Consider the following 23408-nt stretch of genomic DNA (forward strand, 5'->3'; position numbering starts at 1 on the left):
CTCGCCCCGTGGAGTCACTCCTGATCGCGACCGGAATCGTTTCGTCGGGTGTCCTCCTCGGAGATATCCGTCGTACTACCTCCGCCCGGCTCACCGGTCGGTCCCGTTCTCGTCCGTCTGGTCGTGCTTTCCCGGAGACCGACCAAAGGGCTGGGCTCCTCCGTTCGGGGCAGTGTGCGGCGTTCCTGATTGAGTGCCCTGCTCAGGCCCACGCACATCAGCAGCAGCACTATGCAGAACGGTAGTCCGGCCACGATCGAGGCGGTCTGCAACGCACTCAGCGCGTCCGCCCCGCTGACCGCTCCCGCGGCCAACAACACCGCGGCGATCACGCCTTCCAGCACGGCCCAGAACAGCCGCTGCTGCCATCTCGGACGCGGGTCACCGCCGTTGGTGAGGATGTCGACCACCAGCGACCCGGAGTCCGAGGATGTGGCGAAGAACAGCACAACCACGATGATCGCCAGCACCGAGGCCAGTATGCTGACTGCCTCGACCACCGGTAGCTGGTTGAACAGCACGAACATCGCGGTTTCCGAACTCGCGTCGGCGAGGGGATTGTTCGGGTTGGCACGAAGTCGCTGCAGTGCCGCGTCGCCGAACACCGTCAGCCACACCATCGAGGCCCCGACCGGTGCGAACAGGGCGCCGGCGATGAACTGCCGAATCGTACGTCCGAACGAGATCCTGGCCAGGAACATTCCCACGAAGGGGGACCAGGAGATCCACCACCCCCAGTAGAACAGGGTCCAGTCGGCCTGCCACTCCCGGGCCTCCGCGTTGCCCGGGTAGGTCTCGAAGCTCGTCAACGGCAGGTTCTGCAAGTAGGTGCCGATGTTGTTCGCCAGTGCGTTGACGATGTCGCGCGAGGAGGCCACCACGAACACGAACACCATCAGGGCGAACGCCAGCCACAGGTTGATCAGCGACAGGTTGCGGATGCCCTTGTCGATGCCGAGCATCACCGACACGACCGCGATCGCCGTGATGGCCAGGATCAGGATCACCTGCAGCGTGGCCGTGTTCGGAATGCCGAACAGGGTTTCCAGCCCGGCGCCCACCTGCTGACCACCGATCCCGAGCGAGGTGGCCAGGCCGAACAGCGTGCCGAACACGGCCAGGATGTCGATCAGGTGTCCCACCCAGCCGTAGATGCGGTCGCCGATCAGTGGATAGAACGCCGCGGCAGGGCGCAGTGGCATTCCTCTGCGGAACGCGAAGTAACCCAGCGACAGTCCCAGTACGATGTAGATCGCCCAGGGATGCAGTCCCCAGTGGAAGAAAGTGAGGTTCATCGCCTCGGCGACGTCCGCCTCGGTGCTGCCGGGACCGGTGGGCGGGTTGAGGTAGTGCGAGACCGGCTCGCTGACCGCGAAGTAGACCAGCCCGATCCCCATGCCTGCCGTGAACAGCATGGCGAACCAGGGCAACCTGCCGTACTCCGGTTTGGAGTCCGGTGGGCCGAGCCGTATGTTGCCGAACCTGCTCAGCATGATCACGACCACGAAGACGAGGAACAGCGTGGCCGACAGGATGTAGAGCCAGCCGAAGTTGGTCGTGATGAAGCTGTTGACGTTGCTCGCTACCGTGTCGACGTTCGCCGGTGCCAGCACGCCCCACAACACGAATGCTATGGCCACGATCCCCGAGATGATGAAGACCGGGGGATTCGTATGTGTTCTGATGTAATCTCGAATCACTGTGGATCACCATCCCCGAGCGCTGCGGGGCGCCCGCGGTGAGGACACCGGGACGCTTGGGGCCCGGCACTATCGTCCTCTATCGGGCCGTTCCATGCAGAGCAGACATTCGCGTCCGTCCGTTCGGCGCCCGGTTTCGAGAACTGTATCGATCCCGATCCCGGTTCCGGTGCGGCTGTTGGTGGCGGTGGTCTCTCGGGCGAGAGTCACCCGCCAACGGCGGGTTAGCTTGGGGAGGGTCGTTCGTACTAGGAGGTCGTGGTGCTGGAACCCGCAGCCCGCGCTGAGCTCGAGATGGCGGTTCCGCCCGAGCTCGTCTACCGGATGCTCACCGATCTCGACGTGCTCGCCGAAGTCTCCGAGGAGCTCGAGTCCTGCACCTGGCTGGACGAATCATCTCCACGCCCGGGAGTTCGTTTTCGTGGCTTCAACCGGAACGGTGATAAAACCTGGTCGACAGTGGCTACTGTGCGTGTAGCCGAAAGTGGACAATGCTTCGCATTCGATGTCGACGACGGTGACACACCGGTCTCGCACTGGCGTTTCGAGCTCAGTTCCACCGATGCGGGCTGTCGCGTGGTGGAGAGTGCCTGGGATCGTCGTCCTGCCTGGTACACCCCGGTCAGCGCCGAGACCACCGGCGAGACCCACAGGCAGGAAGCCAATCAACGCAACATCGAGCGCACGTTGCACGCGCTGCGAGCGGCCGTCGAGCGCGGTTGAACCGTTCGGCCCGGACGAGTGCCGCTTCCGAAGCCGTGCGCGAGCTCGGTGCGAGCTTTGTCGCGGATTTCCGAAGCGGATCCGGGCGTCTTTCGCGTCCCGTCCTCGGATTCGCCGGTCCCTTCCCGGTAAGTCCCGCGAAGTTTCCGGAACATGTCGCTTCGGGTATTCCGGCGAATAAGTGATCCTGTGTGGATGGATACACGTCTTTCACACTCTAGTGGTGCTCCGATCGGTATTAGTGCCCGCCGCCGCTAGGAGTGATTCCGGTGGTTGCGTACGATCTTGCCCGCGACCACCTCACCGCGCCGGAGTTGTGCCGGGCGAGCCCATCGTGGATCTCAAGTCGCCGGGTGCGGACCAGCTCCGGCGACGGCGGTGTCGTCTCCGTGGCTGCCATGACGCATGGTGCCCCGCACGTTCGTTCACGAGGGACGCATGACAACACAACACCCAAAGACCTCGCCCCGCCACCGTTGGAGTGTCGCGTCGGTGGTGCGATCGGCGGGCGCCGCCGGTTTGACCGCCCTGGCGGTAGCAGGTGCGGCGGCCATCGCGCGCCAGCGACAGCGGATAATGGAGCTCGTTCGGGAGCGTGAGCAGCATCTCGCCGAGCTCGAACACCTGAGGACCAAGCGGTTGCCCGCGCTGGCCGAATCCCTCAACGGGATGTCGAGCGCACCGGTGCCGGGTCCGTTGCGGCAGGAGGACGGCACGTTCGCCTCCGACTCGCTCGCCGAGCTCGTCGACGTGATCGAGCGGATCGTGCGTGCCACTCGCGAGCACACCGAACACTCCTCACGACGCACCCTGACCGGTGTGTTGGACACCGTGCGCGGGCTGGCCTCCGAACAGCACATGGCGGTGTCGGACATGCAGCACCGGCACGACGACGCCGATGTGCTCGCCGATCTCTACACCATCGACCACGCCGGTTCCCAGCTCAGCAGGCGGCTGCGGGGGTTCGCCGTGCTGTTCGGGGCCTGGATCGGACAGCAACGTTCGGCGACGAGTCTGCAGGACATTCTCCGCGGTGCCCAGTCGCAGATCAGGGACTACCAGCGCATCTCCGTGAGCGCCTACAGCCCCAGCACACAGGGCGATTCCGTCGGCGATCTCGGCGTTATCACTCGTGTGGTGGAACCGCTGGTCCTGTTGGTGGCGGAGCTGCTGGACAACGCCGCGCGTTACTCCCCGCCGTACGCCCAGGTCGCGGTCGGGGTGCAGCACGCCCACAACGGCGTCGCCATCACGATCGACGACGCGGGAGTCGGCATGCCGCTGGAGGAACGGCGCCGCGCCGAACGGCTGTTGTCGAAGCAGGAGATCGCCCTGGACGAGATCGGTGATCCGCCCCGCGTGGGATTCGCCGTCGTCGGGCTGCTGGCCGTCCGTTACGGACTGACCGTCTCCGTGGACGCTCCACCGCTCTACGGCGGGATGCGGGCAGTGGTGTTCGTCCCCAACGAGTTGCTGACCCACATCGAGACCCCCGAAGAGAGCCAAGTTCGCCAGGAGGCGGCCACCGAGTCGGCCGGCGACGACGAGCAGTCCACCCGTGCTCGGCAGCGCACTTCGGGAGGACTGCCCAAACGCAGTCGCAGGACACGGGAAACCACCGCGGCACAACCCGACTCGGCACCGCCGGCGGACTCCGACAGCGCCGCCGGGTTGGCTGCCTGGCAGCAGGCCAGTGACTCCAGCAGTGCCGTGTCCGTTGGTGAGAACGAGGATGAGGATCCCCACGCATGAGTACGAACACCGTCCGGCGCCCGGAACTCCGTTGGATGCTCGACGACGTGCTGCTGCCGGAGGTACGCAGCGCCGTGGTCTTAGCCAGAGACGGATTGGTGATCACGGCCACGGGAGACATCGGTGAGGCCGACGCCGACCGGTTCGCGGCGTGTCTGGCCTCGCTGCGCGGTTCCTCCGCCGCGGCCACGGAGTTCTGCGGCGCGCAGCCCACGTGGAACCAGACGCTCATCGAGTTCGACACGGGCTACATCTTTCTCATCGCCGCCGGTCCCCATGCCTACATGGGCGTGTCGACCACCAAGAAGGTCGACATGGGGCCGGCAACCCAGCGGTTCCACGCGGTGGTGCAGAAGCTGGGATCCGAACTGGGAACCCTGCCCCGATCCGGGGACAGTGACCGATCATGAGTCCGCCTCGCCGGCGAGATCGGGAGTCGCTGGTACGCCCTTACCTGATCACCGGGGGACGTGCTCACCCGACCAGGAACACTCTCGACCTCACCACGCTCATCCAGGCCACACGGCATGCCGATCCCGCGCTGCTCTCGCCGGAGCAGCGCCGGACCCTGCGGCTGTGCTCCGGCGGGTCGTTGTCGATCGCCGAGATCGCGGCCCATCTCGAATTACCGGCCAGCGTCACCAGGGTGCTCGTGGCGGATCTGGTGGATCAGGGGCATCTGGCCACGTTGTCGACCGAGTGGCAGCAGCACGGGCCGGACCGCGAACTACTGCAGGAGGTGCTTGATGGGCTCAGAGCCCTCCGGTGAGGTGTATCTGCCGGACAGCGTCCGTACCGCCGTCAAGGTTCTGGTCGTGGGGCCGTTCGCGGTCGGCAAGAGCACCTTCGTCAACACGTTGTCCGAGATCGAGCCGTTGCACACCGAGGAGACGATGACCCGTGACGGTGCGGTCGTCGACGATCTGCACGGGATCACGGACAAGACCACCACCACGGTGGCGCTCGACTTCGGCCGTCGCACGCTGAGCGACAGGGTGGTGCTGTACATGTTCGGCACGCCGGGCCAGCAGCGTTTCCTGTCGATGTGGGAGGACCTCGCCCACGGGGCGTTGGGGGCGCTGGTGCTGGCGGATGTGGCACGCCTCGAGGAGTCCTTCGACGTGATCAGCGTGCTGGAGGAGCGGGGACTGCCCTACGGAGTGGCGATCAACGATTTCAACAGTGTCGACATTCCCTCCCACGAGGAATTACGTGAGGCCTTCGACTTACTGCCCGAGATTCCGCTGGTCACCTGTGACGCTCGTGATCGCTCCGCCACCGCGCGAGCGATGATCTCCCTGGTGGAGCACGTGCTCGCCTCACCCTTGCAACACGCCCAGGAGTCCGCATGACCGAAACCGACCGGGACGAGACAGCAGTGCTGTCCGGTTGTCCGATGCACGCCGACCCCACGCCGATCCACGATCAGGCGTTCGCCGCCGACCCCGACGGTGTGTACGCCGAGCTGCGCGAGCAGGGGCCACTCGCCTCGGTAGAGCTCGCTCCGGGAGTCCCCGCCACGCTCGTGCTCGATCACGAGACCGCCCTTTCGGTGCTGCGCGATCCCGAGACGTTCCCGAAGGACTCTCGTGCGTGGCAGCGTGAGGCGCCGGCCGACAGCCCGGTCGTGGCGATGATGATGTACCGGGACAATGTGCTGTTCCAGGACGGCCCGGCGCACGACCGGCTGCGGCAGGCGATCACCGACAGCCTGAGCCGGGTCGACTCCGTGACGCTGCGTCGGTACGTGACCGAGAGCGCCGAGAGCCTCATCCGGGACTTCGGTCCCGCAGGGAAGGCAGACCTGCTCGCCGAGTACGCCCGGGTGCTGCCGTTGCTGGTGCTCAACAGGCTGTTCGGCAGTCCCCCGGAACTGACCACCCGCATGGTCGACGCGATGACCGCCCTGTGGGACGGGATCGACACCGAACGGGCCAACCGGGAGCTCGGCCAGTGCATCGCGGAGCTGATCGCACTGCGTCGCGAGCAGCCCTCGTTCGACATAACCACCTGGTTGCTCGAGCACGAGGCCGATCTCGACGACGAGGAGATGGTGCAGCAGCTCGTGGTGTTCATGGGTGCCGGTGCCGAACCGGTGCAGAACCTGATCACGAACGCGCTGCGGTTGTGGCTGGCCGACGACCGGTTCGCGGGCGATCTTTCCGGAGGACGGCTACCGGTGGAGGACGCCATCGACGAAGTGCTCTGGAAACAACCGCCGCTGGCCAACTACGCCATCACCTACCCGACACGCGAGGTCGAGTTGGCGGGCAGATCGCTTCCCGCGAACCAGCCCGTGGTGATCGGTATAGCCGCGGCCAACACCGATCCCGCCCTGCGCTCCACCCGCCGCGACGGCAACCGGGCACATCTGGCCTGGAGCGCCGGTCCGCACACCTGCCCGGCGAGAGACACGGCCCGATTGATCGCCTCTGTTGCGATCGAGACCATTTTGGATACGTTGCCAGACATGGACTTGGCTGTGCCCGCCGACGAGTTGGAGTGGCGACCCGGGCCGTTCCACCGTGCTCTGACCGCGCTGCCGGTGCACTTCCCGCCTGTCCAGGAGACCGACAGTCGTGACGAGACACCTGGAGAAAGCGGCCGATGGAGCAATCGTCCTGCCCACACGTCCTGGATCCCACCGGAGACGACGTCCACACCGAAGCGCGCCGGCTCCGTGACCAAGGCCCCGCGGCGCGCGTTGAACTACCTGGGGGAGTGGTTGCTTGGTCGGTGACCAGTCACCGGCGATTACGGGAGCTACTCGCGGACAACCGTGTTTCCAAGGATCCCCGCCAACACTGGCCCAGCTGGATCAACGGCGAGATCCCCGATGACTGGGCGTTGGCGAGCTGGGTCGCGGTACGCAACATGTTCACCGCGCACGGGCAGGAGCACCGCAGACTCCGCTCGCTGGTCTCCAAGGCGTTCACCCCGCGCCGGATCGCCGCGATGCGTCCCTTCGTCGAAACGAAGACCAACGAGTTGCTCGACGAGCTGGCCGCCCTGCCCACGCGGGGCGGTGTCGATCTCCGCGAGCGGTTCGCCTATCCGCTGCCCATCTCCGTGATCTGTCACCTGTTCGGTGTGCCCGACGATGCCCGCCCCGCACTGCGCCGCGTCGTCGACGGTGTGTTCGACACCTCGGCCACACCCGAGCAGGTGCAGGCCACCCAGTACGAACTCTATACACTCCTCAATGAGCTGGTGGCGACCAAACGCGCCGAGCCCGCCGATGATCTGACCAGTGTGCTGTTGCGGGCCAGGGACGAGAACGAGTCCCGGCTCGACGAGCGTGAGCTGGTCGACACGCTGATCCTGCTGATCGGAGCGGGACACGAGACCACCGTGAATCTGCTCGACCACGCGATAACCGCCGTGCTCCGCCACCCCGACCAGTTGGCCATGGTCCGCGAAGGCTCCGTTTCCTGGGAGCAGGTGGTCACCGAAACACTGCGGTGGCAGGCGCCGCTGGCCAACGTTCCGTTGCGGTACGCCGTCGAGGACATCGAGTTCGACGGTGTCGTCATTCGCGCCGGTGAGCCCATCCTGGCCGGTTACGCCGCGGCGGGACGTGATCCGGAGCGCTACGAGCGCCCCGACGAGTTCGACGTCACTCGGCCGGACAACGGGGATCACCTGGCGTTCGGGCACGGCGCGCACTACTGTCTCGGCGCACCACTGGCGCGACTGGAGGCAGAGGTCGCGCTGCCCGCCCTGTTCGAGCGCTTTCCCGGGATGCGACTCGCGGTCGGGGGTTCCGAACTCCGGCCCGCAGGAGGCTTCATCGCCAACGGACACGCCACCCTGCCGGTGATGCTGGACGGACTTCCGCGACCGCGTGGCGCGGCCCCTGTCGCGTGAGCCCCGCCGTGTTCGTCGGGTGGTGTCGTGCTGCCCCTCGGTAGTGCCGCGCTGTCGGACGAGCACGGCCGGTACGATGTCCGATTCGGACACGACGAGCGTGCTCGCGGTGAGCGGATCTCGTCGTCTCACGACATCGGACGAGTGATCGACAGCTCTTCCGGAAGGGACGGATGGTTTGTTCGCACGGCGGAAACTGGTGAGTTGGAGTGCGGGATTGGCCGCCTCGGTCGGGTTGGCGCGTTCCGCTCGCGCCGAGTCCGGTGGTGGAGGTCGCCGGCCGGGATTCGACCCGGGCGACATGAGATTGGTGAACCTCTCGCATGTCAACGATCCGGAAACGACCAGTATTTATCCGGGGGATCCGGAATTCACCCTGAGCACCGTGGCCACGCTCGAACAGGACGGGTTCTACCTGCAGTACGTGCAGGAGGGTGAGCACACCGGGACGCACTTCGGGGCCCCCTGTCACTTCAACGCGGGTGAACCCGGTGCCGACGAGTTGGACCCCGAGGACCTGCTGCTTCCGGCGATCAAGATCGATGTTCGTCGCGAGGCCGAACGGGATCCCGACCACGCTGTCACGGTGGAGGACCTGTGGCGGTTCGAACGGCGGCACGGTCCGATTCCGCGAAACGCCGCGGTGGTGCTGTGGACCGGTTGGCAGGAAAAATGGGGTACCCCGGCTTTCCGCAACCTCGACGAACAGGGCCGGATGCATCACCCCGGGTTCTCCCCCGAGGCGGTGAGTTGGCTGCTGGAAACCGGTCGACTCGGTTATCGCGGGGCCCTCGGTACCGACACCTTCAGCCCCGATGTCGGAACGGACCACCAGTACCGGGTGTCGCTGATGCTGTACAAACGGCACCGCATCAGTCTGGAGGTTCTGGCGAATCTGGAACGTCTCCCCACCACCGGCGGTTGGGTGTTGGCGGGCGGGCCCGCTCATCGCAACGGTTCGGGGGCCACGTCCACGGTGTTCGGGTTGTTGCCGAAACACTGAGCCAGGCGGAGGGACTGATTCATGGAAGGGAGACGGCGGTGCTCCGGTCGTCTCCCCGATCTTCCCGAAGCGCCCACCGGCTGCTCGCGCGGGGTAGTGGCCGGTTCAGCCCACTACGGTTCGCACGAGCTGATTCGTAGCGGCTAGTCTCAGCTTTCCGCGTCGTGGTCCCAGCCGCGTGGAGCCACTGTGCACGGGCGGGACGAGATCAGTTGTGCAGCGAGATCCCGTCGTCCGGAACATTGGGGTCGTCCGGAACCGCGGGATCGCCCGGAGCGGTGTTGCCATCGTGGACGGAGTGGGCTCCGGCACCCGGCCGCTCGTCGTGAGCCGACGGAGCAGCACGGATCATTCCCTCTTCCACCGCCCCCGAGCCGGCCGGTTCGTCGTCGGCGGGGGCGGCCCCCTCGGGCGGTGTTTCGCCGCCCCGCTGTTTGCGCCGTTGTTTCGTGGCGTACATCGCCGCGTCGGCGTGATGCAGCAGTGTCTGGGCCGAGATCTCCTCGTCGACCGGGCAGTGCACGATCCCGAGACTGCCGCCTATCGTGTGACTTCGGCCCTCGACCGTGAAGGGGCGTTGCAGTGCCGCCAGCACCCTCCCGCCGACCAGCTCGGACTCCTGCCTGCGTTCCGTGGCGACCAGCACGGCGAATTCGTCCCCGCCGAGTCGGGCCACGGTGTCGGCCGCCCGCACGCATTCGCGGAGCCTGTCGGCCACGGCGCGCAGCAGCGTGTCCCCCGCGGAGTGCCCGAAGGTGTCGTTGACCGCCTTGAAGCCGTCGAGATCCAGGTACAGCAGTCCGAACGGGTAGTGCGTCCGGCTGCTGCGCGTGATGCTGTCGTGCAGTCTCTCGTAGAGCAGCGTGCGGTTCGCCAGTCCGGTCAGCGGGTCGTGCGAAGCCTGATGGGCCAGATCCTCCTGGGTGTTCCGTACCTTCTCCAGCAGCTTGGCGTTGTCGATGAGAGTTACCAGCTGTCGCAGGACGACCAGCACGAACAGCAGGAAGACTCCGACCACTTCGAGGTCGTCCGTTCCGGCTCCCAGCACGGTTTTCACGGTCGTGTAGGAGGCCGCCACCATCAACGGCAGGTACGGCAGCATGAGATGCGCCCAGTCGACGGTGCGCTCCCGCCATTCGTGCCCGGACGCGGCTTCGTGATCGTCGGGGACGATCGCTGCCAACGCGATCAGTGCCGGTCCTGCCACGAAGCCCGCGTCGAACAGGGGGTTCATGCTGGCCGCGCCGCTGCTGACCAGGTAGGCGAAGATGCTGTCGGAGACCGACAGGGCGATCAGGCCCGAACCCAGCAGCAACAACCGCAGGCTGTTGCGGGCGCGTCGGAAGGAGGCGAGCAGTACGACGATCACCACGAGCACGAGATCGGTAACCGGGTACGCCACCGCCACCACGAATCCCAACGCGGTCGGTGCTCCCGAACGCACCACGGCGCCCAACGCGGTCGCCCAGGTCAACAGGAACAGCGAGCCGGTGACGATCAGGCCGTCCAGTACGAGGACGGCGCGGGTGCGGGCCGCCGCTCGGGCGGAACGCGCCGTGATTCCCTTGACGGGTCGACCGTCCTCGGCGAACACCAACAGGGCGGGCAACGCGAACACCGGCAGGGTCAGAAAACCGACATCGGCCAGCGATGGCGACGGCAACGGTGTGTCGGCGAAGGTGCGGAACCAGGCCCATACCGCCATGCCGGCGGTCCAGCCCGCGGTACCGAACCCCAGCAGCACCCGCCAGTGCCGTTGACCGCCGTGGTTGTGCCGAGCTTGCCACCAGCAGGCGAACGTCGCTCCACTACCACTGATCAGTTGTGCCACGTCGTCGACGATCAGCGCTGATTCCGCGGTGAGTACTCCGGATCCCAGAACGGCGATCACAGCCACCACGTAACAGCACACCAGTGCCGACACCAGCGGAAAATATCTGGTCATCAATCCTCCGCCTGCGGCGAACGGGTCCGGAGATCGCGGCCGGTACATTTTACGCCCCGTCGCGATCATGAGAATACCTGTGACCGGATCAATTCGTGCCCGTCACACCGGATGGAATATTCCGATAAGCTGGAATCGTCGCCTCCGTGCGTGTTCGCAGTGAACTCCGCGGAATCGTTCCGGACCGAGATTCCGCCCGGAATCTCCTTTCCCACCGCTCCCGAGGGCGCTACCGTCTCCCCTCCGGGAGCTACGGACAGCACGCCCGAGGTCTCGGTGACCGAGTCCGATGAACATCTTTCGGATGGGGGTGGCCGAAGCACTAGTATCCGGCGGGCCGTCTCGACAGTGCTAGGAGCGTTCATGCCCGTGCCCGCCGATCGAGCACCAGGCTTCGCGGAGCCTCGGACCGGGTGGTCAGCGCCCGATCCGATGACCAGCGTGGCCACGGCGCACCGCATTACGAAGAACCTCAAGGAAGGTCTGAACGGGACCGGGGTCAAAGCGGCCGCACGGGATCTTCGGCGACTGCTTCGTGCCCGGGCGGTGGTGCTGACCGGGCTGTCCGGTGAATGGGCGCGGGCGGGAACTCCGAACGATCCGCGAGGCGCGGCCGAGTTGATCGACAAAGTGCTGCACACCGAGACGCGGCACGGTCGACCGCCGCTGACCGCCGTTCCGCTCCACTCGAGTGCTGAGCTCGTGGGGGTGCTGCTGGTCAGCGGTCGTGTGTCGGTGTCCGCGGTGAGCCGGGCCGGAGACTGGATCGAGGACTCGTTGGAACGCGGCAGGCTGGAAAGCACCGCCGAGCAGGCAGCGCGTTCCGAGCTGCGTGCGTTGCGTTCCGAGATATCCCCGCACTTCGTCTACAACGCGTTGACCGTGATCGGCTCTCTCATCCGCTCCGAGCCGGATCGCAGCCGTGAGCTCGTGCTCGATTTCGCCGATTTCATCCGCTACGGGCTCGCGCGAAACCGTGAGTACGCCACCGTTTCCGACGAGTTCCACGCCATCGAGACCTACCTCGCGCTGCAGCGTGCGGTGCTCGGCAGTCGCCTGCGGGTACAGATCCGTGTGGCGCCCGACGTGCTGGCCGTGTCCGTGCCCTACCTGGTACTACAGCCCTTGGTGGAGAACGCGGTGCGGCACGGGATCCAACCGGCTTTCGTCGGGGGAGCCGACGGGGTCGGCCTCGTGCAGGTCTCCGGTGAGGCGGCCGGAAGCGATCTGGTGATCAGTGTGGAGGATGACGGAGTGGGCATGGACCCGACCGACGCGGAGGAGATACTGGCCGGTCGTGGTTCCGAGAACAGTGTCGGCCTGGCCAACGTGGATCGCAGGTTGCGATCCATCTACGGTGCCTGGTACGGCCTGGTCGTGGAGACCGCGCGAGGGGCGGGGACAAAGGTGATTTTCCGGGTGCCCATGTTTCAACCCGGAGTGGTGCCGCGATGACCAGAGGACTTCGAGTGCTGGCTGTCGACGACGTTCGCCCCGCCTTGGACGAGCTCCGCGAGATGCTGCGGGCCGCTCCCGAGGTCGCCGAGGTGACGGGAGCCGACGAGGCGTTGGCGGCACTGAAACTGATACAGAGCGACCGGTTCGACGTGGTGTTCCTGGACATATCGATGCCCGGCCTCGACGGCATCGAACTCGCATCACTGCTGACCAGGCTGAGTTCTCCGCCGGTGATCGTGTTCGTCACGGCCTACGACGGGCACGCCGTGACGGCATACGACATCGGTGCCGTCGACTACCTGCTCAAACCGGTACGTGCCGAACGGCTGGCCGCGGCACTGGCCAAGGTGAGCAGGGTGGTGGCCTCCCCCGGTGATGCCGCCGATTCACAGCAGGACGTTCCGGTGACCGACGCGATGCCCGCGCTGCCGGTGGAAACCGCCGGTCGCACCAAGTACGTGCGCCGTGGTGACGTGCGTTTCGTGTCCGCCGACGGTGACTACGTCCGACTGCACACCCCCTGGGGGGAGCACGTGGTGCGGATGCCCATCTCACGGCTGGCGGAGTACTGGTGCTCGGCCGGTTTCCAACGAGTGCACCGCAGCTTTCTGGTCGCGTTGCAGGCGGTGCAGGAGCTGCGCAGCGACTCGGCGGGTGGTCTCGTGGCGCACACCGAGCTCGGTGATGTCCCGGTCAGCAGACGGCACGCGCGCGAACTGCGCGAGAAGCTGCTGCACCAGGCCCAACGGGTCGAGCTGGGTAGTGCGTCCCGGGGAAGCCGATGAGCGAGGGTAAACGGGTTCCGGTCATGAGTCCGCAGACCCGGATGGCTCGTGTCCGACGGGTCTCACGGACCAACTGGAGCGAGCCGCCGCTGGGGCCCGCCGAGCTGGAACGGGCCACCCGGCTCTACCGCGCCCAGCGGTTTCGCGGGGCGATCACGTTGTCCGGGCTGGTCCTGCTCGTGTTCGGTCTTCCCCTGGTGCAGGCCTACCTGCCGATGGTCACCTCGTCGCGGCTGGCGGGGATTCCGGCCGCCTGGTTGATCCCGGTGATCGTCCCGTTCCCGGCGATGGTGCTGCTGGCGTGGCGGCAGCTGCGGCGTGCCGAGCTGCTGGAGCGGCACCGATGACAGTGGCGGTGCTGGCGGTCGCGCCGGTGGTGCTGCTCACCCTGTTCGTCGGAGTGCGCGGCGTCGCCGCGATGCGGACCACCTCGGACTTCCTGGTCGCGTCCAGGCAGGTCTCGCCGCTGCTGAATTCGGCCGCCGTCTCCGGTGAGTACCTCTCGGCCGCGTCGTTTCTGGGGATCGCGGGCATGATGGTCAAGGACGGGCCCGGCGCGCTCTGGTACCCCGTCGGATTCACAGCCGGTTATGTGGCGATGCTGGTGCTGGTCGCCGCCCCCATGCGGCGCTCGGGAGCGTTGACGGTCCCCGATTTCGCCGAGGCCCGGTTGTCCTCCACCGCGCTGCGCAAGCTGACTGCCGTGGTGGTGCTGCTGATCGCGGTGCTGTACCTGGTGCCGCAGTTCCGCACGGCGGGACTGGTGCTCAGCGCGGTCAGCGCCACGCCGTACTGGGTCGGAGTGGTCGTCGCCGGGGTCGTCATCAGCGTCACCCTGGCGCTCGGCGGGATGCGGGCGGCCACCTACGTGCAGGCGGTGCAGTTCTGCCTGAAGCTGTTGCTGTTCGCCGTGCCTGCCGTGTGGTTGACGGTTCACGCCGGAGCCGACGTCCGGCAACAGGCGTTGCGACCCGTGGAGTTCGAACGCTTCGAGGAACGGACCCGTGTGGAGTTCCGCATCGGGGTCACGTTCCGGATCACCGAGCCGACGCGGATCCATCGTCCGGGCGGTAGTGACCGTGTGCTGCAGCCGGGCACGCACCGGGTGCGGGCGGGCCGGACTCTCGTCTTCCCGGCGGGCGAGCCCGTGCCGCACGTCGGTTCCGGTGGTCGTCCGGGAGGAGAGCGATGGCGACTTCCGTTGCTGGACGTCGCCGATGCCGGACATCCGCTGTTCGGAACCTGGGCGGTACTGATCGCCACCATGTTCGGGACCATGGGGCTCCCGCACGTGGTGGTTCGGTTCCACACCACCCCCGATGGGGCGGCCGCGCGTCGGACCGCTGCTCTGACGGTGGGGCTGCTGAGCGTGTTCTACCTGTTTCCCGGTGTTTACGGGGCTCTGGGCAGGGTGCTGCTGCCGCGGCTTTACCTGTCCGGGGGAACGGACACGGTGGTGGTGGCGCTGCCCGCGCGCGTGGACGACGGTTGGGTGGGCACGCTGTTCACCGTGCTGTTGACCGGTGGTGCGTTCGCGGCGTTCCTGGCCACCTCGCTGGGATTGTTACTGGTACTCGCGGGAGCCGTCTCGCACGACCTCGCGCCCGGGGGGCTGGGGCGACTGCGCGGTACCGCTCTGCTCGCGGCCGCGGTGGTCATCCTGCTGGCGCTGTTCGCGGCTCCGCTGGAAACCAACATTCTGGTCACCTGGGCGTTCACACTCGCGGCGGCGACCTTCTGCCCGCTGCTGGTGTTGGGGATCTGGTGGTGGCGGCTCACGGCGGCGGGCGCTGTCAGCGGCGTACTGGTCGGACTGCTCGGTTCCTCGGCCGGAATCGTGGTGACGCTGTTCGGTCCGGAGCTGCGTGGCTGGTGGGCGATTCTGCTGGCTCAACCGGCGCCGTGGGCGGTACCGCTCGCCTTCGGCACGATGGTGCTGGTCTCACTGCGAAGCGGTGCCTCCCCGCGGTCCAGGTCGGCCATGCTGCGGCTGCATCTGGACCAACGGACAACGCCGGAATCCGGGCGGTGAGTACCGGCGACTGATTCCACGTCGCCCGCGTCGTCCTCTCCGGAAGCGTCTCGTTCGTCTCGTTCGTCGCCCCGCTCATCCACCGCTCGTCGCACGGTTCGCCCATTCGTCCCACGTGCCTCCCCAACACGGCGCGCTCTTCCTAGTGTGCCTTGAGTCACTCTTTCGTGTGAGGAGGTCGCTCGTGACAACCGACGAGTCCGAGTCCCGTGACCCCACGGTCGAACAGTGGAAGGAGGCCCACGCCAGCGCGGACTTCGTGGCCCTGCGCCGCAGGTTGCGCGGTTTCGTCTTTCCCGTGGCCGTGCTGTTTCTGAGCTGGTACCTGCTGTACGTGTTGCTCGCCGACTACGCCCACGGGTTCATGTCGATCAAGCTCGTCGGCAACATCAACGTTGGTCTGGTACTGGGACTGCTGCAGTTCGTGTCCACCTTCGTGATCACCGGAATCTACGTGCGGTTCGCGAACCGGCGGCTCGATCCGGTGGCGGGCAGGATCCGTGAGGAGATCGAGGGGAGGTCGGAATGACCCAGTTGGCGCAGAGCAGTGGGCTGCAGGGCAGCAATCCCGTCATCAACATCAGTATATTCGTCGCTTTCGTCGTCGTTACCCTGGTCGTGGTGCTGCGCGCCAGTCGCACCACCAAAACCGCCTCGGACTACTACGCCGCCGGGCGAGCGTTCTCCGGTCCGCAGAACGGGATAGCCATCTCCGGTGACTACCTCTCCGCGGCGTCCTTCCTCGGGATCGTCGGTGCCATCGCGCTGTACGGCTACGACGGCTTCCTGTACTCGATCGGCTTTCTCGTGGCCTGGCTCGTCGCGCTGCTGCTGGTCGCCGAACTGCTGCGCAACACCGGCAAGTTCACCATGGGTGACGTGCTCGCTTTCCGGATGCGCCAACGTCCGGTGCGGGCGGCCGCCGCGACCTCGACACTGGCGGTGAGCTTCTTCTACCTGCTGGCCCAGATGGCCGGGGCCGGAGTGCTGGTGTCACTGCTGCTGGGAATCAGCAACCCGGTCGGTGTCAGCCTGGTGATCGCCGTCGTCGGCGTCATCATGATCATTTACGTCCTCGTCGGTGGTATGAAGGGGACGACCTGGGTGCAGATCATCAAGGCGGGACTGCTGATAACCGGTGCCGCCGCGATGACCCTCTGGGTGCTCGCCAAGTACGGTTTCGACTTCTCGGCCCTGCTGCAGGGAGCGGTGGACAAGGCCGGTGCCGACGGACAGCGACTGCTCGAACCGGGGGCGAAGTACGGTACCTCCGAGATCAGCAAGTTGGACTTCCTGTCGCTGGGACTGGCACTGGTGCTCGGCACGGCGGGTCTGCCGCACGTACTGATGCGGTTCTACACCGTCCCGACCTCACGGGAAGCGCGTCGTTCCGTGGTCTGGGCCATCTTCCTGATCGGGCTGTTCTACCTGTTCTCCCTGGTGCTCGGCTACGGCGCGGCCGCCATGGTCGGACCGGAGACGATCAGCCAGGCCCCGGGAGCCTCCAACTCCGCGGCACCGTTGTTGGCCCAGGCGCTGGGTGGTTCGGTCCTGCTGGGCTTCATCTCCGCCGTGGCCTTCGCGACCATCCTCGCGGTGGTGGCGGGACTGACGATCACGGCGTCCGCCTCTTTCGCGCACGACATCTACGCCAACGTCATCAAGAAGGGCGAGGTCTCCGACAAGCAGGCGGAGGTCCGCGTCGCACGGATCACCGCCGTGGTGATCGGTGCTGTGGCAATCGTCGGCGGCATCCTCGCCCGCAACCAGAACGTGGCCTTCCTGGTGGCCCTGGCCTTCGCGGTCGCCGCTTCGGCGAACCTGCCGACGATTCTGTACTCGCTGTTCTGGAAGCGGTTCAACACCACCGGTGCGTTGTGCAGCATCTACGGTGGTCTGGGCATCGCGATACTGCTCATCGTGTTCTCGCCCGCTGTGTCCGGCAGTGAGACCGCCATGCTCAGCGGCGTGGACTTCCAGTGGTTCCCGCTGGAGAACCCCGGTCTGGTCTCCATCCCGGCCTCGTTCTTCCTCGGTTGGCTCGGCACCGTGCTTTCCGGCGAACACGACGAGGCCAAGTACGCCGAGATGGAGGTGCGCTCCCTGACCGGCGCCGGGGCGGAAAAAGCCTCCTCCCACTGAGCGAAGCTTCCCAGCCGAGTCGTCCGAGCACTCCGCGGCTCGACCGCCGGGTGCTCGGACGGCGCGATCGAGGAGGCCCGGACAAGCGTGTCGGGGCCTCCTCGAACTTCGCTCAGCCCGGTGGCTGCGCTCCTGGGGGCAACCCCTCCGGCGGCGGTGTCGCTTCCGGGTGGATGCCCAGCACGATCGAAGCGCTGATCGCCGGTCGGACGGATCCGACCGGCACGCGCCCGATCCGCAATCGCGTCATCGGGCCCTCGTCACCCGAGTTGTACAGCAGGTCCTCGGCGTTGGTGGTGCGTGGGACGGTGTTGTGCGAGTACGGTTCGGTGCGGGCGAGGCGTTCGTTGAATTCCCGCGGAAAGTAGAGCTGGCCGGTGTGCGAGGTCTTCCCGCCCCGCCAGCTGCCGTCCTCGCGGTGTCCGCCGGTGATCGTCTTGATATGGATGTGTGTGGTCCGCCCCCGGTACCAACCGGGCACGATGCTGCGGAAATTCGCGAAACCGCGTCGATCGGTCAGCTGCACACCACGCAGCCACGTGGTGTGGTCGGTCGGCTCGGCGTGCCCGGTCTCGTCCAGCGGTGGGATCTCGCCGTCGTCGTACTCGGTGTAGGAGGAGTAGACGCCGAGCGCGTCGCAGTGCCAGATGTCGACCGCGATCCCGGGCAGCGGTTCACAGCTGGAGGCGTCCACCACGACGATGTTCAGCAGCAGGTCGATGCCGCGTTTGTGCTCGGTTATGTTCCTTCGGAGAATCCGGTAGTCCAGATAGTAGGGACCTTCCATCTGCTCCGGTGCCAGCACACAGGAGGGTTGAAATCGCCCGCCGGACTGGGTGGCCTCGGCGGCTCCGGTCGCGTTCGCCGGCGCCCGATCGGTTCCCGCGGCGAGCGTGCCGATTCCCAGACCACCGAACGCGGCGAGAACGGTGCGTCGTGTCGTGCCGCACTGGTCCGCTTCGTGCTCGTCGTCGGGTTGTCGTTCCGTCATGGCGGGCAATGTAGGCGACCGTGATCGCCCTCCGTGGCGGAGCGGACCACAAATTCGTGTTTCCCGATGTGACTTTTCCGCTCAAGGATGGAACCACGTGAGCGTGTCCGCCCTGCCACGTTGCCGCGACCAGCGGCGCAGCTCCGCCGCGAACACGGTGAGCGGTGACCGTCCGTCGGAGACGGTGGAGGTGAGCAGCGGTGTGAAGTAGCGCTCCACCAGCCGGAGCCACAGTTCCTTGTCCGGTGTGAAGTGCAGGTGCAGTCCGGAGTGCTGTTCCTGCCAGCGGCGGATCGCCTCGATCTTGCGAGTTCCGTGACCGTGACAGATCAGGTGGATGTCGCGGTTGTCGAATTTTCGGTTCTCCAGGTCGCGGAGGAACCGCACCAGATTCCCCGAACTGTCGTTTCCGGCGGGGTGGGAGAGGCGGTTCGCCAGTTCAGTACGCAGCACCACGTCGTGGTCACCGGGAGCCGGTGGGAAAACCCTGCCCGCACCGTTGTCGGGATCGTGACTCTCGTCGAAGGCCATGACCATGATCGACTCCGGCGGAGCGAGGTAGAGGGCCGTCCAGGGGGCGTTCCTGGTGGTTTCGTTCGTTCGACCGGTTTGTGCGGTGCTGATGCCGAGTCGGTACAGAATTCGCATCACCGAGGAGGGGGACACTCCGGCCCGGCTGGACAGCGCGCGCTTGGTCCACCTGACGCCGTTCGGCGGTGGTTCGGTCAGTACAGCCTCCAGAATCGTCTGTACCTGTTCCTCCGAGATCGACCGTGGTGCCCCCGAACGGGGCCGGTCCTTCAACGCAGCGAGCCGTCCCTGGCGGAAGCGTCGCCGCCATTTGCCGACCACCTGCGCGGAAGCTCCGACTTCGCGGGCAACGCTCGCGTCGGACAGCCCGCGTGCGCACTCCAGCACGATGCGACAGCGCAGCGCGACCGCTTGCGAGGTGGACGGCAGTCTCGTCCAACGAATCAGCCATTCCCGTTCCGCGTCCGAGAGCGACAGCGCATCCTGGGAACCGGAGATGTCCATCATCGGCGATGCTAGGTTAGTCGTCCGCTGTCGTGAACGGTTCCGAGGTTTCCGTGCCCGAACAGCGCAACCGCGACGCCTTCCTCCGCGACAGCGGCGGAGGAAGCGCCGCTGCTGTCACGCGCTCAGGGCCAGAGGCGTTCGGTCGCCAGTTCCGCGCCCTGTGCCAGCGACTCCAGTTTCGCCCAGGCCAGTTGCGGATGGACCCGTCCACCCAGTCCACAGTCCGTGGAGGCCACCACTCGCTCACGCCCCACGCATTCCGCGAACCGCACGATGCGGTCGGCGACCAGTTCGGGGTGCTCGACCACGTTGGTAGCGTGGCTGACCACACCGGGCAAGATCAGTTTGTCGTCCGGCAGAGTGACGTCTTGCCAGACCTTCCACTCGTGCTCGTGGCGGACGTTGCCCGCCTCGAACGAGTAGGCTCGCACATCGATCGAGAGCAGGACGTCGACGAGATCGCGCATCGGCAGATCAGTGGTGTGCGGGCCGTGCCAGCTGCCCCAGCACAGGTGGAACCGGATGCGGTCCTTGGGCAGATCACGGATCGCATGGTTGAGCGCCTCCACGCGGCGCATGGTGAACCGCTTGTAGTCCGCCACGGATGGTTCCGGATTCACCTGGTCCCAGTTCTCCGCGATGGCGGGATCGTCGAGCTGCAGAATGAGACCGGCGTCGATGATCGCCTTGTACTCCTCCCGCATCGCCTCCGCGCACGCGTAGAGGAACTCCTCCTGGCTGTCGTAGTACTCGTTGCCGATCCGAGAACAGCTCGCCGGGGCGATCGCCGTCATGAAGCCTTCCTCCAGGCCGTTGGCCCGCAGCGCACGTTTGAACCTCGCGATGTCGGCGTTGATCGCTTCGTGGCCGACGTAGGTCAGCGGCCCTCGGCACACGGGGAAGTTCATCGGACTGGTGGAGACCTCCACACCCGCTGTCGGGTCAGCGTATGCTTCGGCGAACCTGACACGGTCCCGTCGATTCCCGAAACTGGTCAGGGCCACTTCTTCGGTGGCTCGCCGTCCCCCGTGGCTCGTCTCGAACAGCGAGGAATCGGCGAGCTCCAGACCGCCGAGCCGTTGGAACGAGTACGACCACCAGGCTCCGTAGTCCACCCGTTGACTCACCGATTTGCCGAATTCCCCGTCCCCGACCAGGTCGATTCCGGCACCGCGTTGCCGTCCCACCAGTTCGGTGACGGCCTGGTTCACTCCGCTGTGGTACTGCTGTTCATCGATACCGCCCTCGGCCCGGGAACGATTGAGCTCGATGAGTTCATCCGGACGCGGCAGACTTCCAGCCTGGGTGGTGAGGATTCGGTCTGTGCTCGAACGCATGGCTGCGGTCCTCCACTCGGGGGCTACTGCGAGCGCCATGCTTACCCCGGAACCCCGAATCGGCAACCGTGCTGGTTACCGTGCCGCGGCGTGTCACGCCCCGCATCTTCGGGGCGGACCGCTGCGTACGGACTTTCGGTCCGGACCGGAACTCCTCGTCGAACGCACCGTGCTTCTTTTCGGGCCGTGCTTCTTTTCGGATCGGGCCTCTTCCGGCTCGGGCTTCGACCGGCCCGCTTCCACTACGGGTGGCATCCTCGATGTCGTGTCCGAGCAGCCCGCCGCCGACAGCCCCCCGCCATCCGCCGCGAAACTACGGGCCTGGCGCAGGATGCTGGCCGACGAACGAGCCGAGGCCACCGTTTACCGTGAGCTCGCCGACCGCAGGCACGGCACGGAACGGGAGATCCTGTCGCGGTTGGCCGAGGCCGAGCAGCGTCACGCCGAGCACTGGCGGCGCCTGCTCGGGGAGTACGTCGGTGAGCCGCGCCGCGCCACGTTCCGAATGCGGGTGTTGGCCTTCCTGGCTCGCGGATTCGGATGGATCTTCGTGCTGGCGCTGGTGCAGCGCGCCGAAACCCGTTCCAACTACGAGTCCACCGCCGACGCCACCGAGGCCATGGCCGCCGACGAGCGTGTGCACGGCGAAGTGGTACGCGCGCTGGCCGCACAGGGCCGGGCACGAATGTCCGGAACGCTCCGAGCGGCCGTTTTCGGCATCAACGACGGTCTGGTCAGCAATTTCGCCCTGGTGCTCGGTGTGATCGGGGGAGGGGCGGGCACCACCCTGGTAATTTTGACCGGATTGTCCGGGCTGTTGGCCGGAGCGCTCTCCATGGCCGCGGGCGAGTTCGTGTCCGTGAGCTCGCAGCGAGAACTCATCGCGGCGGGAAAGCCCGACGACACCGCTGACGGAGCGGTGCCGCTACTGGACGTGGACGCCAATGAACTCGCCCTGGTATACCGGGCACGTGGCATGTCGGCCGCGGAGGCCGAACGACGTGCCGAAGTGGTGCTGCGCCGACCCCCTCCGGAACAGCATCCGGCGGGCGAGGAGCCCGACGGTGGGGAAGTGGTCGGCAGTGGTGCGAAAGCCGCCGCCTCCAGTTTCGCGGCCTTCGCCATCGGGGCGCTGTTGCCGGTACTGCCGTTTCTCCTCGGACTCCACGGCCTGCTCGCCGTGCTGGTAGCCGCGGTGTTGAGCGGTTCGGCGTTGCTGCTCACCGGAGCCACGGTGGGGGTGCTGTCCGGAGCCGCCCCGCTGCCGCGCGCCCTGCGTCAACTCGCCATCGGAGCCGGAGCAGCGGTGATGACCTTCCTGCTGGGGCTGGTGTTCGGGGTGACCGCTTCCTGACTCCGTTCGGGTGAGTTCGAGCCCCATCGCGCGAGCCCGCGAGGGGACGTTCTCGCGAACTTCCGTGTCCTGTTCACGGGACTTCACCCGCTTCACGCCTCGGACAGTGACTCGACCAGTTCTCCGACCCGGGGCTCCGGCATGGTGCGTGCCATGTCGGCAACCGTGATCATGCCCACGAGGCGTTCCCCGTCGATCACGGGAAGGCGCCGGATCCGGTGTTCCTTCATGACGCGCATCGCCTCGTCGGTGGAATCGTCGGCGCCGATCGTGACGGCCTCCTGCTGGTTGAGATCACCCGCCGGGAACGTCCCGGCGTCCCGTCCCTCGGCCACCACTTTGATCACGATGTCCCGATCCGTGACCACGCCCTTGATCCTGTCGTCCTCGCCGCAGATGGGAAGTGCGCCGACCGCGAGACGCGCCATGAGCCGGGCGGCGTCGGCCGCGGTCTCCGAGGTGCGTACGCAGTCGGCCCCCGGGTGCATGATTTCTCGTACCGTGCCCATCGTTCACCTCCGGTGTCTTCCCGCCGGGTGCTCCGGGACGTTTCCCACCCGGCCACATCAGGATGTCCTTCTCGAGTGTTTCCCCGTGTTGTGGTGCTCAAACGCCACAGTCGTATCCGGGTTGCCGGTCGGTGAGCGAGCAAGCGGTGTCACATCCATCCCCAGTGGGATCGTTGTGCCCGTATCGACCATGCCGAAACGGCTTCGTGATCGGGCTCCGCCGGGAGCGGCGTCCGCCGCTCGGACAGCAGTCGTTCCGCTCGGGCGCTCACCCGTTCGATGTCGTCGAGTACCCGCCGCAGCTCGGTGATCTCACCACGTTTGACGGTGAGCACATGCTCCCGCTCCCGATCGGGCATCGGTAGCGTCAACCGGCCGTGCCGGGCGATCTCGTGCCCGCGGCCGGGATCGGAGCTAGTGGTTCGTCAGGCAACCTTGGTGGGGTAATGGGTCCAGGTGCGGATGGGTGAGTCTCTGGCGAATCCGGTCTTGGGTTGGGCGCGGGCGTTGCGCCAGCGTAGGTAGGCGCGGATCGCGGCGTTTTGTTCGGCGTGGCTGCGGTGGTCAGTGCCGTCGAGGGTGAAGTAGCGCAAGGCGGTGAACTCGGATTCGATCCAGTTCAGCCAGGATCCGTAGGTGGGTAGGAACACCAGCTCAATGTCGTTGCTCGAGACCCAGGCTCGCACCGCAGGGTGGCGGTGTGGGGAGAAGTTGTCGCAGACGAGGTAGAGCTTCTCGCCTGGCCATCGTTTTCGCAGGATCTTGAGGAACT

At 66.5% G+C, this 23408-nt stretch carries 23 protein-coding genes; 15 read left to right on the top strand and 8 right to left on the bottom strand.

The annotated features are described in order from the left end of the window. Positions 1-14: 14 nt before the first annotated feature. The gene (locus BM150_RS23040) at positions 15-1640 is read right to left on the bottom strand and encodes a BCCT family transporter (RefSeq protein WP_245755693.1); all 1626 of its coding nucleotides are present in this window, start codon (positions 1638-1640) and stop codon (positions 15-17) included. Between the two features lie 321 nt (positions 1641-1961). On the opposite strand from BM150_RS23040, the gene BM150_RS23045 reads away from it, so the two are divergent. The 8 genes from BM150_RS23045 to BM150_RS23080 all read left to right on the top strand — a co-directional run bounded on the left by BM150_RS23045 (position 1962) and on the right by BM150_RS23080 (position 9045). Continuing rightward, entirely contained in the window at positions 1962-2423 is a 462-nt protein-coding gene (locus BM150_RS23045) for an SRPBCC family protein (RefSeq protein ID WP_092930121.1), read from the top strand. Positions 2424-2915: 492 nt separating this feature from the next. Next, positions 2916-4175, top strand: coding sequence for an ATP-binding protein (locus BM150_RS23050; RefSeq protein WP_245755694.1), 1260 nt, complete (start codon positions 2916-2918; stop codon positions 4173-4175). Continuing rightward, the gene (locus BM150_RS23055) at positions 4172-4585 is read left to right on the top strand and encodes a roadblock/LC7 domain-containing protein (RefSeq protein ID WP_092930072.1); all 414 of its coding nucleotides are present in this window, start codon (positions 4172-4174) and stop codon (positions 4583-4585) included. The genes BM150_RS23050 and BM150_RS23055 overlap by 4 nt, the downstream gene beginning before the upstream one ends. Beyond that, entirely contained in the window at positions 4582-4944 is a 363-nt protein-coding gene (locus BM150_RS23060; protein ID WP_092930075.1) for a DUF742 domain-containing protein, read from the top strand. Before BM150_RS23055 ends, BM150_RS23060 begins: the two co-directional genes overlap by 4 nt. Then, complete coding sequence (locus BM150_RS23065; RefSeq protein WP_092930078.1) at positions 4922-5527, top strand: GTP-binding protein; 606 nt, start codon at positions 4922-4924, stop codon at positions 5525-5527. The genes BM150_RS23060 and BM150_RS23065 overlap by 23 nt, the downstream gene beginning before the upstream one ends. After that, entirely contained in the window at positions 5524-6915 is a 1392-nt protein-coding gene (locus BM150_RS24820; RefSeq protein WP_245755695.1) for a cytochrome P450, read from the top strand. The genes BM150_RS23065 and BM150_RS24820 overlap by 4 nt, the downstream gene beginning before the upstream one ends. Next, positions 6912-8042, top strand: a complete 1131-nt coding sequence (locus BM150_RS23075) for a cytochrome P450 family protein (protein ID WP_245755696.1) — start codon at positions 6912-6914, stop codon at positions 8040-8042. The genes BM150_RS24820 and BM150_RS23075 overlap by 4 nt, the downstream gene beginning before the upstream one ends. Before the next feature lie 301 nt (positions 8043-8343). After that, positions 8344-9045: a cyclase family protein gene (locus tag BM150_RS23080; protein WP_092930130.1), complete on the top strand. Its 702-nt coding sequence runs from the start codon at positions 8344-8346 to the stop codon at positions 9043-9045. Positions 9046-9253: 208 nt separating this feature from the next. Here BM150_RS23080 and BM150_RS23085 read toward each other — a convergent pair whose 3' ends face one another. Continuing rightward, on the bottom strand, positions 9254-10990 hold the full coding sequence (locus tag BM150_RS23085) for a GGDEF domain-containing protein (RefSeq protein ID WP_175496993.1): 1737 nt from the start codon (positions 10988-10990) through the stop codon (positions 9254-9256). A gap of 363 nt (positions 10991-11353) precedes the next feature. On the opposite strand from BM150_RS23085, the gene BM150_RS23090 reads away from it, so the two are divergent. From BM150_RS23090 to BM150_RS23115, 6 genes are all read left to right on the top strand, one after another. After that, positions 11354-12445 carry a sensor histidine kinase gene (locus BM150_RS23090; RefSeq protein ID WP_092930084.1) on the top strand — a complete coding sequence of 364 codons (1092 nt, stop codon included), beginning with the start codon at positions 11354-11356 and terminating at the stop codon, positions 12443-12445. Continuing rightward, positions 12442-13233, top strand: a complete 792-nt coding sequence (locus tag BM150_RS23095; RefSeq protein WP_092930087.1) for a LytR/AlgR family response regulator transcription factor — start codon at positions 12442-12444, stop codon at positions 13231-13233. The genes BM150_RS23090 and BM150_RS23095 overlap by 4 nt, the downstream gene beginning before the upstream one ends. Then, entirely contained in the window at positions 13230-13580 is a 351-nt protein-coding gene (locus tag BM150_RS23100; protein ID WP_092930091.1) for a hypothetical protein, read from the top strand. The genes BM150_RS23095 and BM150_RS23100 overlap by 4 nt, the downstream gene beginning before the upstream one ends. After that, on the top strand, positions 13577-15265 hold the full coding sequence (locus BM150_RS23105; RefSeq protein WP_092930094.1) for a sodium/solute symporter: 1689 nt from the start codon (positions 13577-13579) through the stop codon (positions 15263-15265). Before BM150_RS23100 ends, BM150_RS23105 begins: the two co-directional genes overlap by 4 nt. Positions 15266-15449: 184 nt before the next feature. Continuing rightward, positions 15450-15794 carry a DUF485 domain-containing protein gene (locus BM150_RS23110; RefSeq protein WP_092626899.1) on the top strand — a complete coding sequence of 115 codons (345 nt, stop codon included), beginning with the start codon at positions 15450-15452 and terminating at the stop codon, positions 15792-15794. Further along, complete coding sequence (locus tag BM150_RS23115; protein WP_092930097.1) at positions 15791-17407, top strand: solute symporter family protein; 1617 nt, start codon at positions 15791-15793, stop codon at positions 17405-17407. Before BM150_RS23110 ends, BM150_RS23115 begins: the two co-directional genes overlap by 4 nt. Before the next feature lie 112 nt (positions 17408-17519). Here the strand turns inward: BM150_RS23115 and BM150_RS23120 are convergent, their stop codons facing one another. The 3 genes from BM150_RS23120 to BM150_RS23130 form a co-directional block, all read right to left on the bottom strand. Further along, complete coding sequence (locus BM150_RS23120) at positions 17520-18398, bottom strand: intradiol ring-cleavage dioxygenase (protein WP_092930100.1); 879 nt, start codon at positions 18396-18398, stop codon at positions 17520-17522. A gap of 81 nt (positions 18399-18479) precedes the next feature. Then, complete coding sequence (locus BM150_RS23125) at positions 18480-19436, bottom strand: helix-turn-helix domain-containing protein (RefSeq protein ID WP_092930103.1); 957 nt, start codon at positions 19434-19436, stop codon at positions 18480-18482. A gap of 122 nt (positions 19437-19558) precedes the next feature. Further along, positions 19559-20773 (bottom strand): cobalamin-independent methionine synthase II family protein, encoded by a 1215-nt coding sequence (locus BM150_RS23130; protein WP_092930106.1) that lies wholly within the window; start codon positions 20771-20773, stop codon positions 19559-19561. A 331-nt stretch (positions 20774-21104) separates the two neighbouring features. Here BM150_RS23130 and BM150_RS23135 point away from each other — a divergent pair, with 331 nt between their 5' ends. Further along, on the top strand, positions 21105-22127 hold the full coding sequence (locus BM150_RS23135) for a VIT1/CCC1 transporter family protein (protein ID WP_092930109.1): 1023 nt from the start codon (positions 21105-21107) through the stop codon (positions 22125-22127). A 92-nt stretch (positions 22128-22219) separates the two neighbouring features. Here the strand turns inward: BM150_RS23135 and BM150_RS23140 are convergent, their stop codons facing one another. From BM150_RS23140 to BM150_RS23150, 3 genes are all read right to left on the bottom strand, one after another. Next, a complete protein-coding gene (locus tag BM150_RS23140) occupies positions 22220-22636 on the bottom strand; it encodes a CBS domain-containing protein (protein ID WP_092930112.1) in 417 nt (138 codons plus the stop codon). Between the two features lie 149 nt (positions 22637-22785). Continuing rightward, positions 22786-22995 carry a hypothetical protein gene (locus BM150_RS23145; protein ID WP_092930115.1) on the bottom strand — a complete coding sequence of 70 codons (210 nt, stop codon included), beginning with the start codon at positions 22993-22995 and terminating at the stop codon, positions 22786-22788. 66 nt (positions 22996-23061) lie between these two features. After that, on the bottom strand, positions 23062-23408 hold a 347-nt coding region (locus tag BM150_RS23150; RefSeq protein ID WP_175496994.1), incomplete at its 5' end, for a transposase.

The organism is Actinopolyspora alba (genome assembly GCF_900112765.1).
Lineage (GTDB): Bacteria > Actinomycetota > Actinomycetes > Mycobacteriales > Pseudonocardiaceae > Actinopolyspora > Actinopolyspora alba.

Excerpts from the sequence above, each read along its gene's own strand:
- BM150_RS24820 (WP_245755695.1), top strand. The coding sequence starts at position 5,524 with ATGACCGAAACCGACCGGGACGAGACAGCAGTGCTGTCCGGTTGTCCG.
- BM150_RS23090 (WP_092930084.1), top strand. The coding sequence starts at position 11,354 with ATGCCCGTGCCCGCCGATCGAGCACCAGGCTTCGCGGAGCCTCGGACC.
- BM150_RS23105 (WP_092930094.1), top strand. The coding sequence starts at position 13,577 with ATGACAGTGGCGGTGCTGGCGGTCGCGCCGGTGGTGCTGCTCACCCTG.
- BM150_RS23140 (WP_092930112.1), bottom strand. The coding sequence starts at position 22,636 with ATGGGCACGGTACGAGAAATCATGCACCCGGGGGCCGACTGCGTACGC.
- BM150_RS23100 (WP_092930091.1), top strand. The coding sequence starts at position 13,230 with ATGAGCGAGGGTAAACGGGTTCCGGTCATGAGTCCGCAGACCCGGATG.
- BM150_RS23095 (WP_092930087.1), top strand. The coding sequence starts at position 12,442 with ATGACCAGAGGACTTCGAGTGCTGGCTGTCGACGACGTTCGCCCCGCC.
- BM150_RS23120 (WP_092930100.1), bottom strand. The coding sequence starts at position 18,398 with ATGACGGAACGACAACCCGACGACGAGCACGAAGCGGACCAGTGCGGC.
- BM150_RS23060 (WP_092930075.1), top strand. The coding sequence starts at position 4,582 with ATGAGTCCGCCTCGCCGGCGAGATCGGGAGTCGCTGGTACGCCCTTAC.
- BM150_RS23065 (WP_092930078.1), top strand. The coding sequence starts at position 4,922 with ATGGGCTCAGAGCCCTCCGGTGAGGTGTATCTGCCGGACAGCGTCCGT.
- BM150_RS23085 (WP_175496993.1), bottom strand. The coding sequence starts at position 10,990 with ATGACCAGATATTTTCCGCTGGTGTCGGCACTGGTGTGCTGTTACGTG.
- BM150_RS23130 (WP_092930106.1), bottom strand. The coding sequence starts at position 20,773 with ATGCGTTCGAGCACAGACCGAATCCTCACCACCCAGGCTGGAAGTCTG.
- BM150_RS23080 (WP_092930130.1), top strand. The coding sequence starts at position 8,344 with ATGAGATTGGTGAACCTCTCGCATGTCAACGATCCGGAAACGACCAGT.
- BM150_RS23115 (WP_092930097.1), top strand. The coding sequence starts at position 15,791 with ATGACCCAGTTGGCGCAGAGCAGTGGGCTGCAGGGCAGCAATCCCGTC.
- BM150_RS23125 (WP_092930103.1), bottom strand. The coding sequence starts at position 19,436 with ATGATGGACATCTCCGGTTCCCAGGATGCGCTGTCGCTCTCGGACGCG.
- BM150_RS23135 (WP_092930109.1), top strand. The coding sequence starts at position 21,105 with ATGCTGGCCGACGAACGAGCCGAGGCCACCGTTTACCGTGAGCTCGCC.
- BM150_RS23145 (WP_092930115.1), bottom strand. The coding sequence starts at position 22,995 with ATGCCCGATCGGGAGCGGGAGCATGTGCTCACCGTCAAACGTGGTGAG.
- BM150_RS23055 (WP_092930072.1), top strand. The coding sequence starts at position 4,172 with ATGAGTACGAACACCGTCCGGCGCCCGGAACTCCGTTGGATGCTCGAC.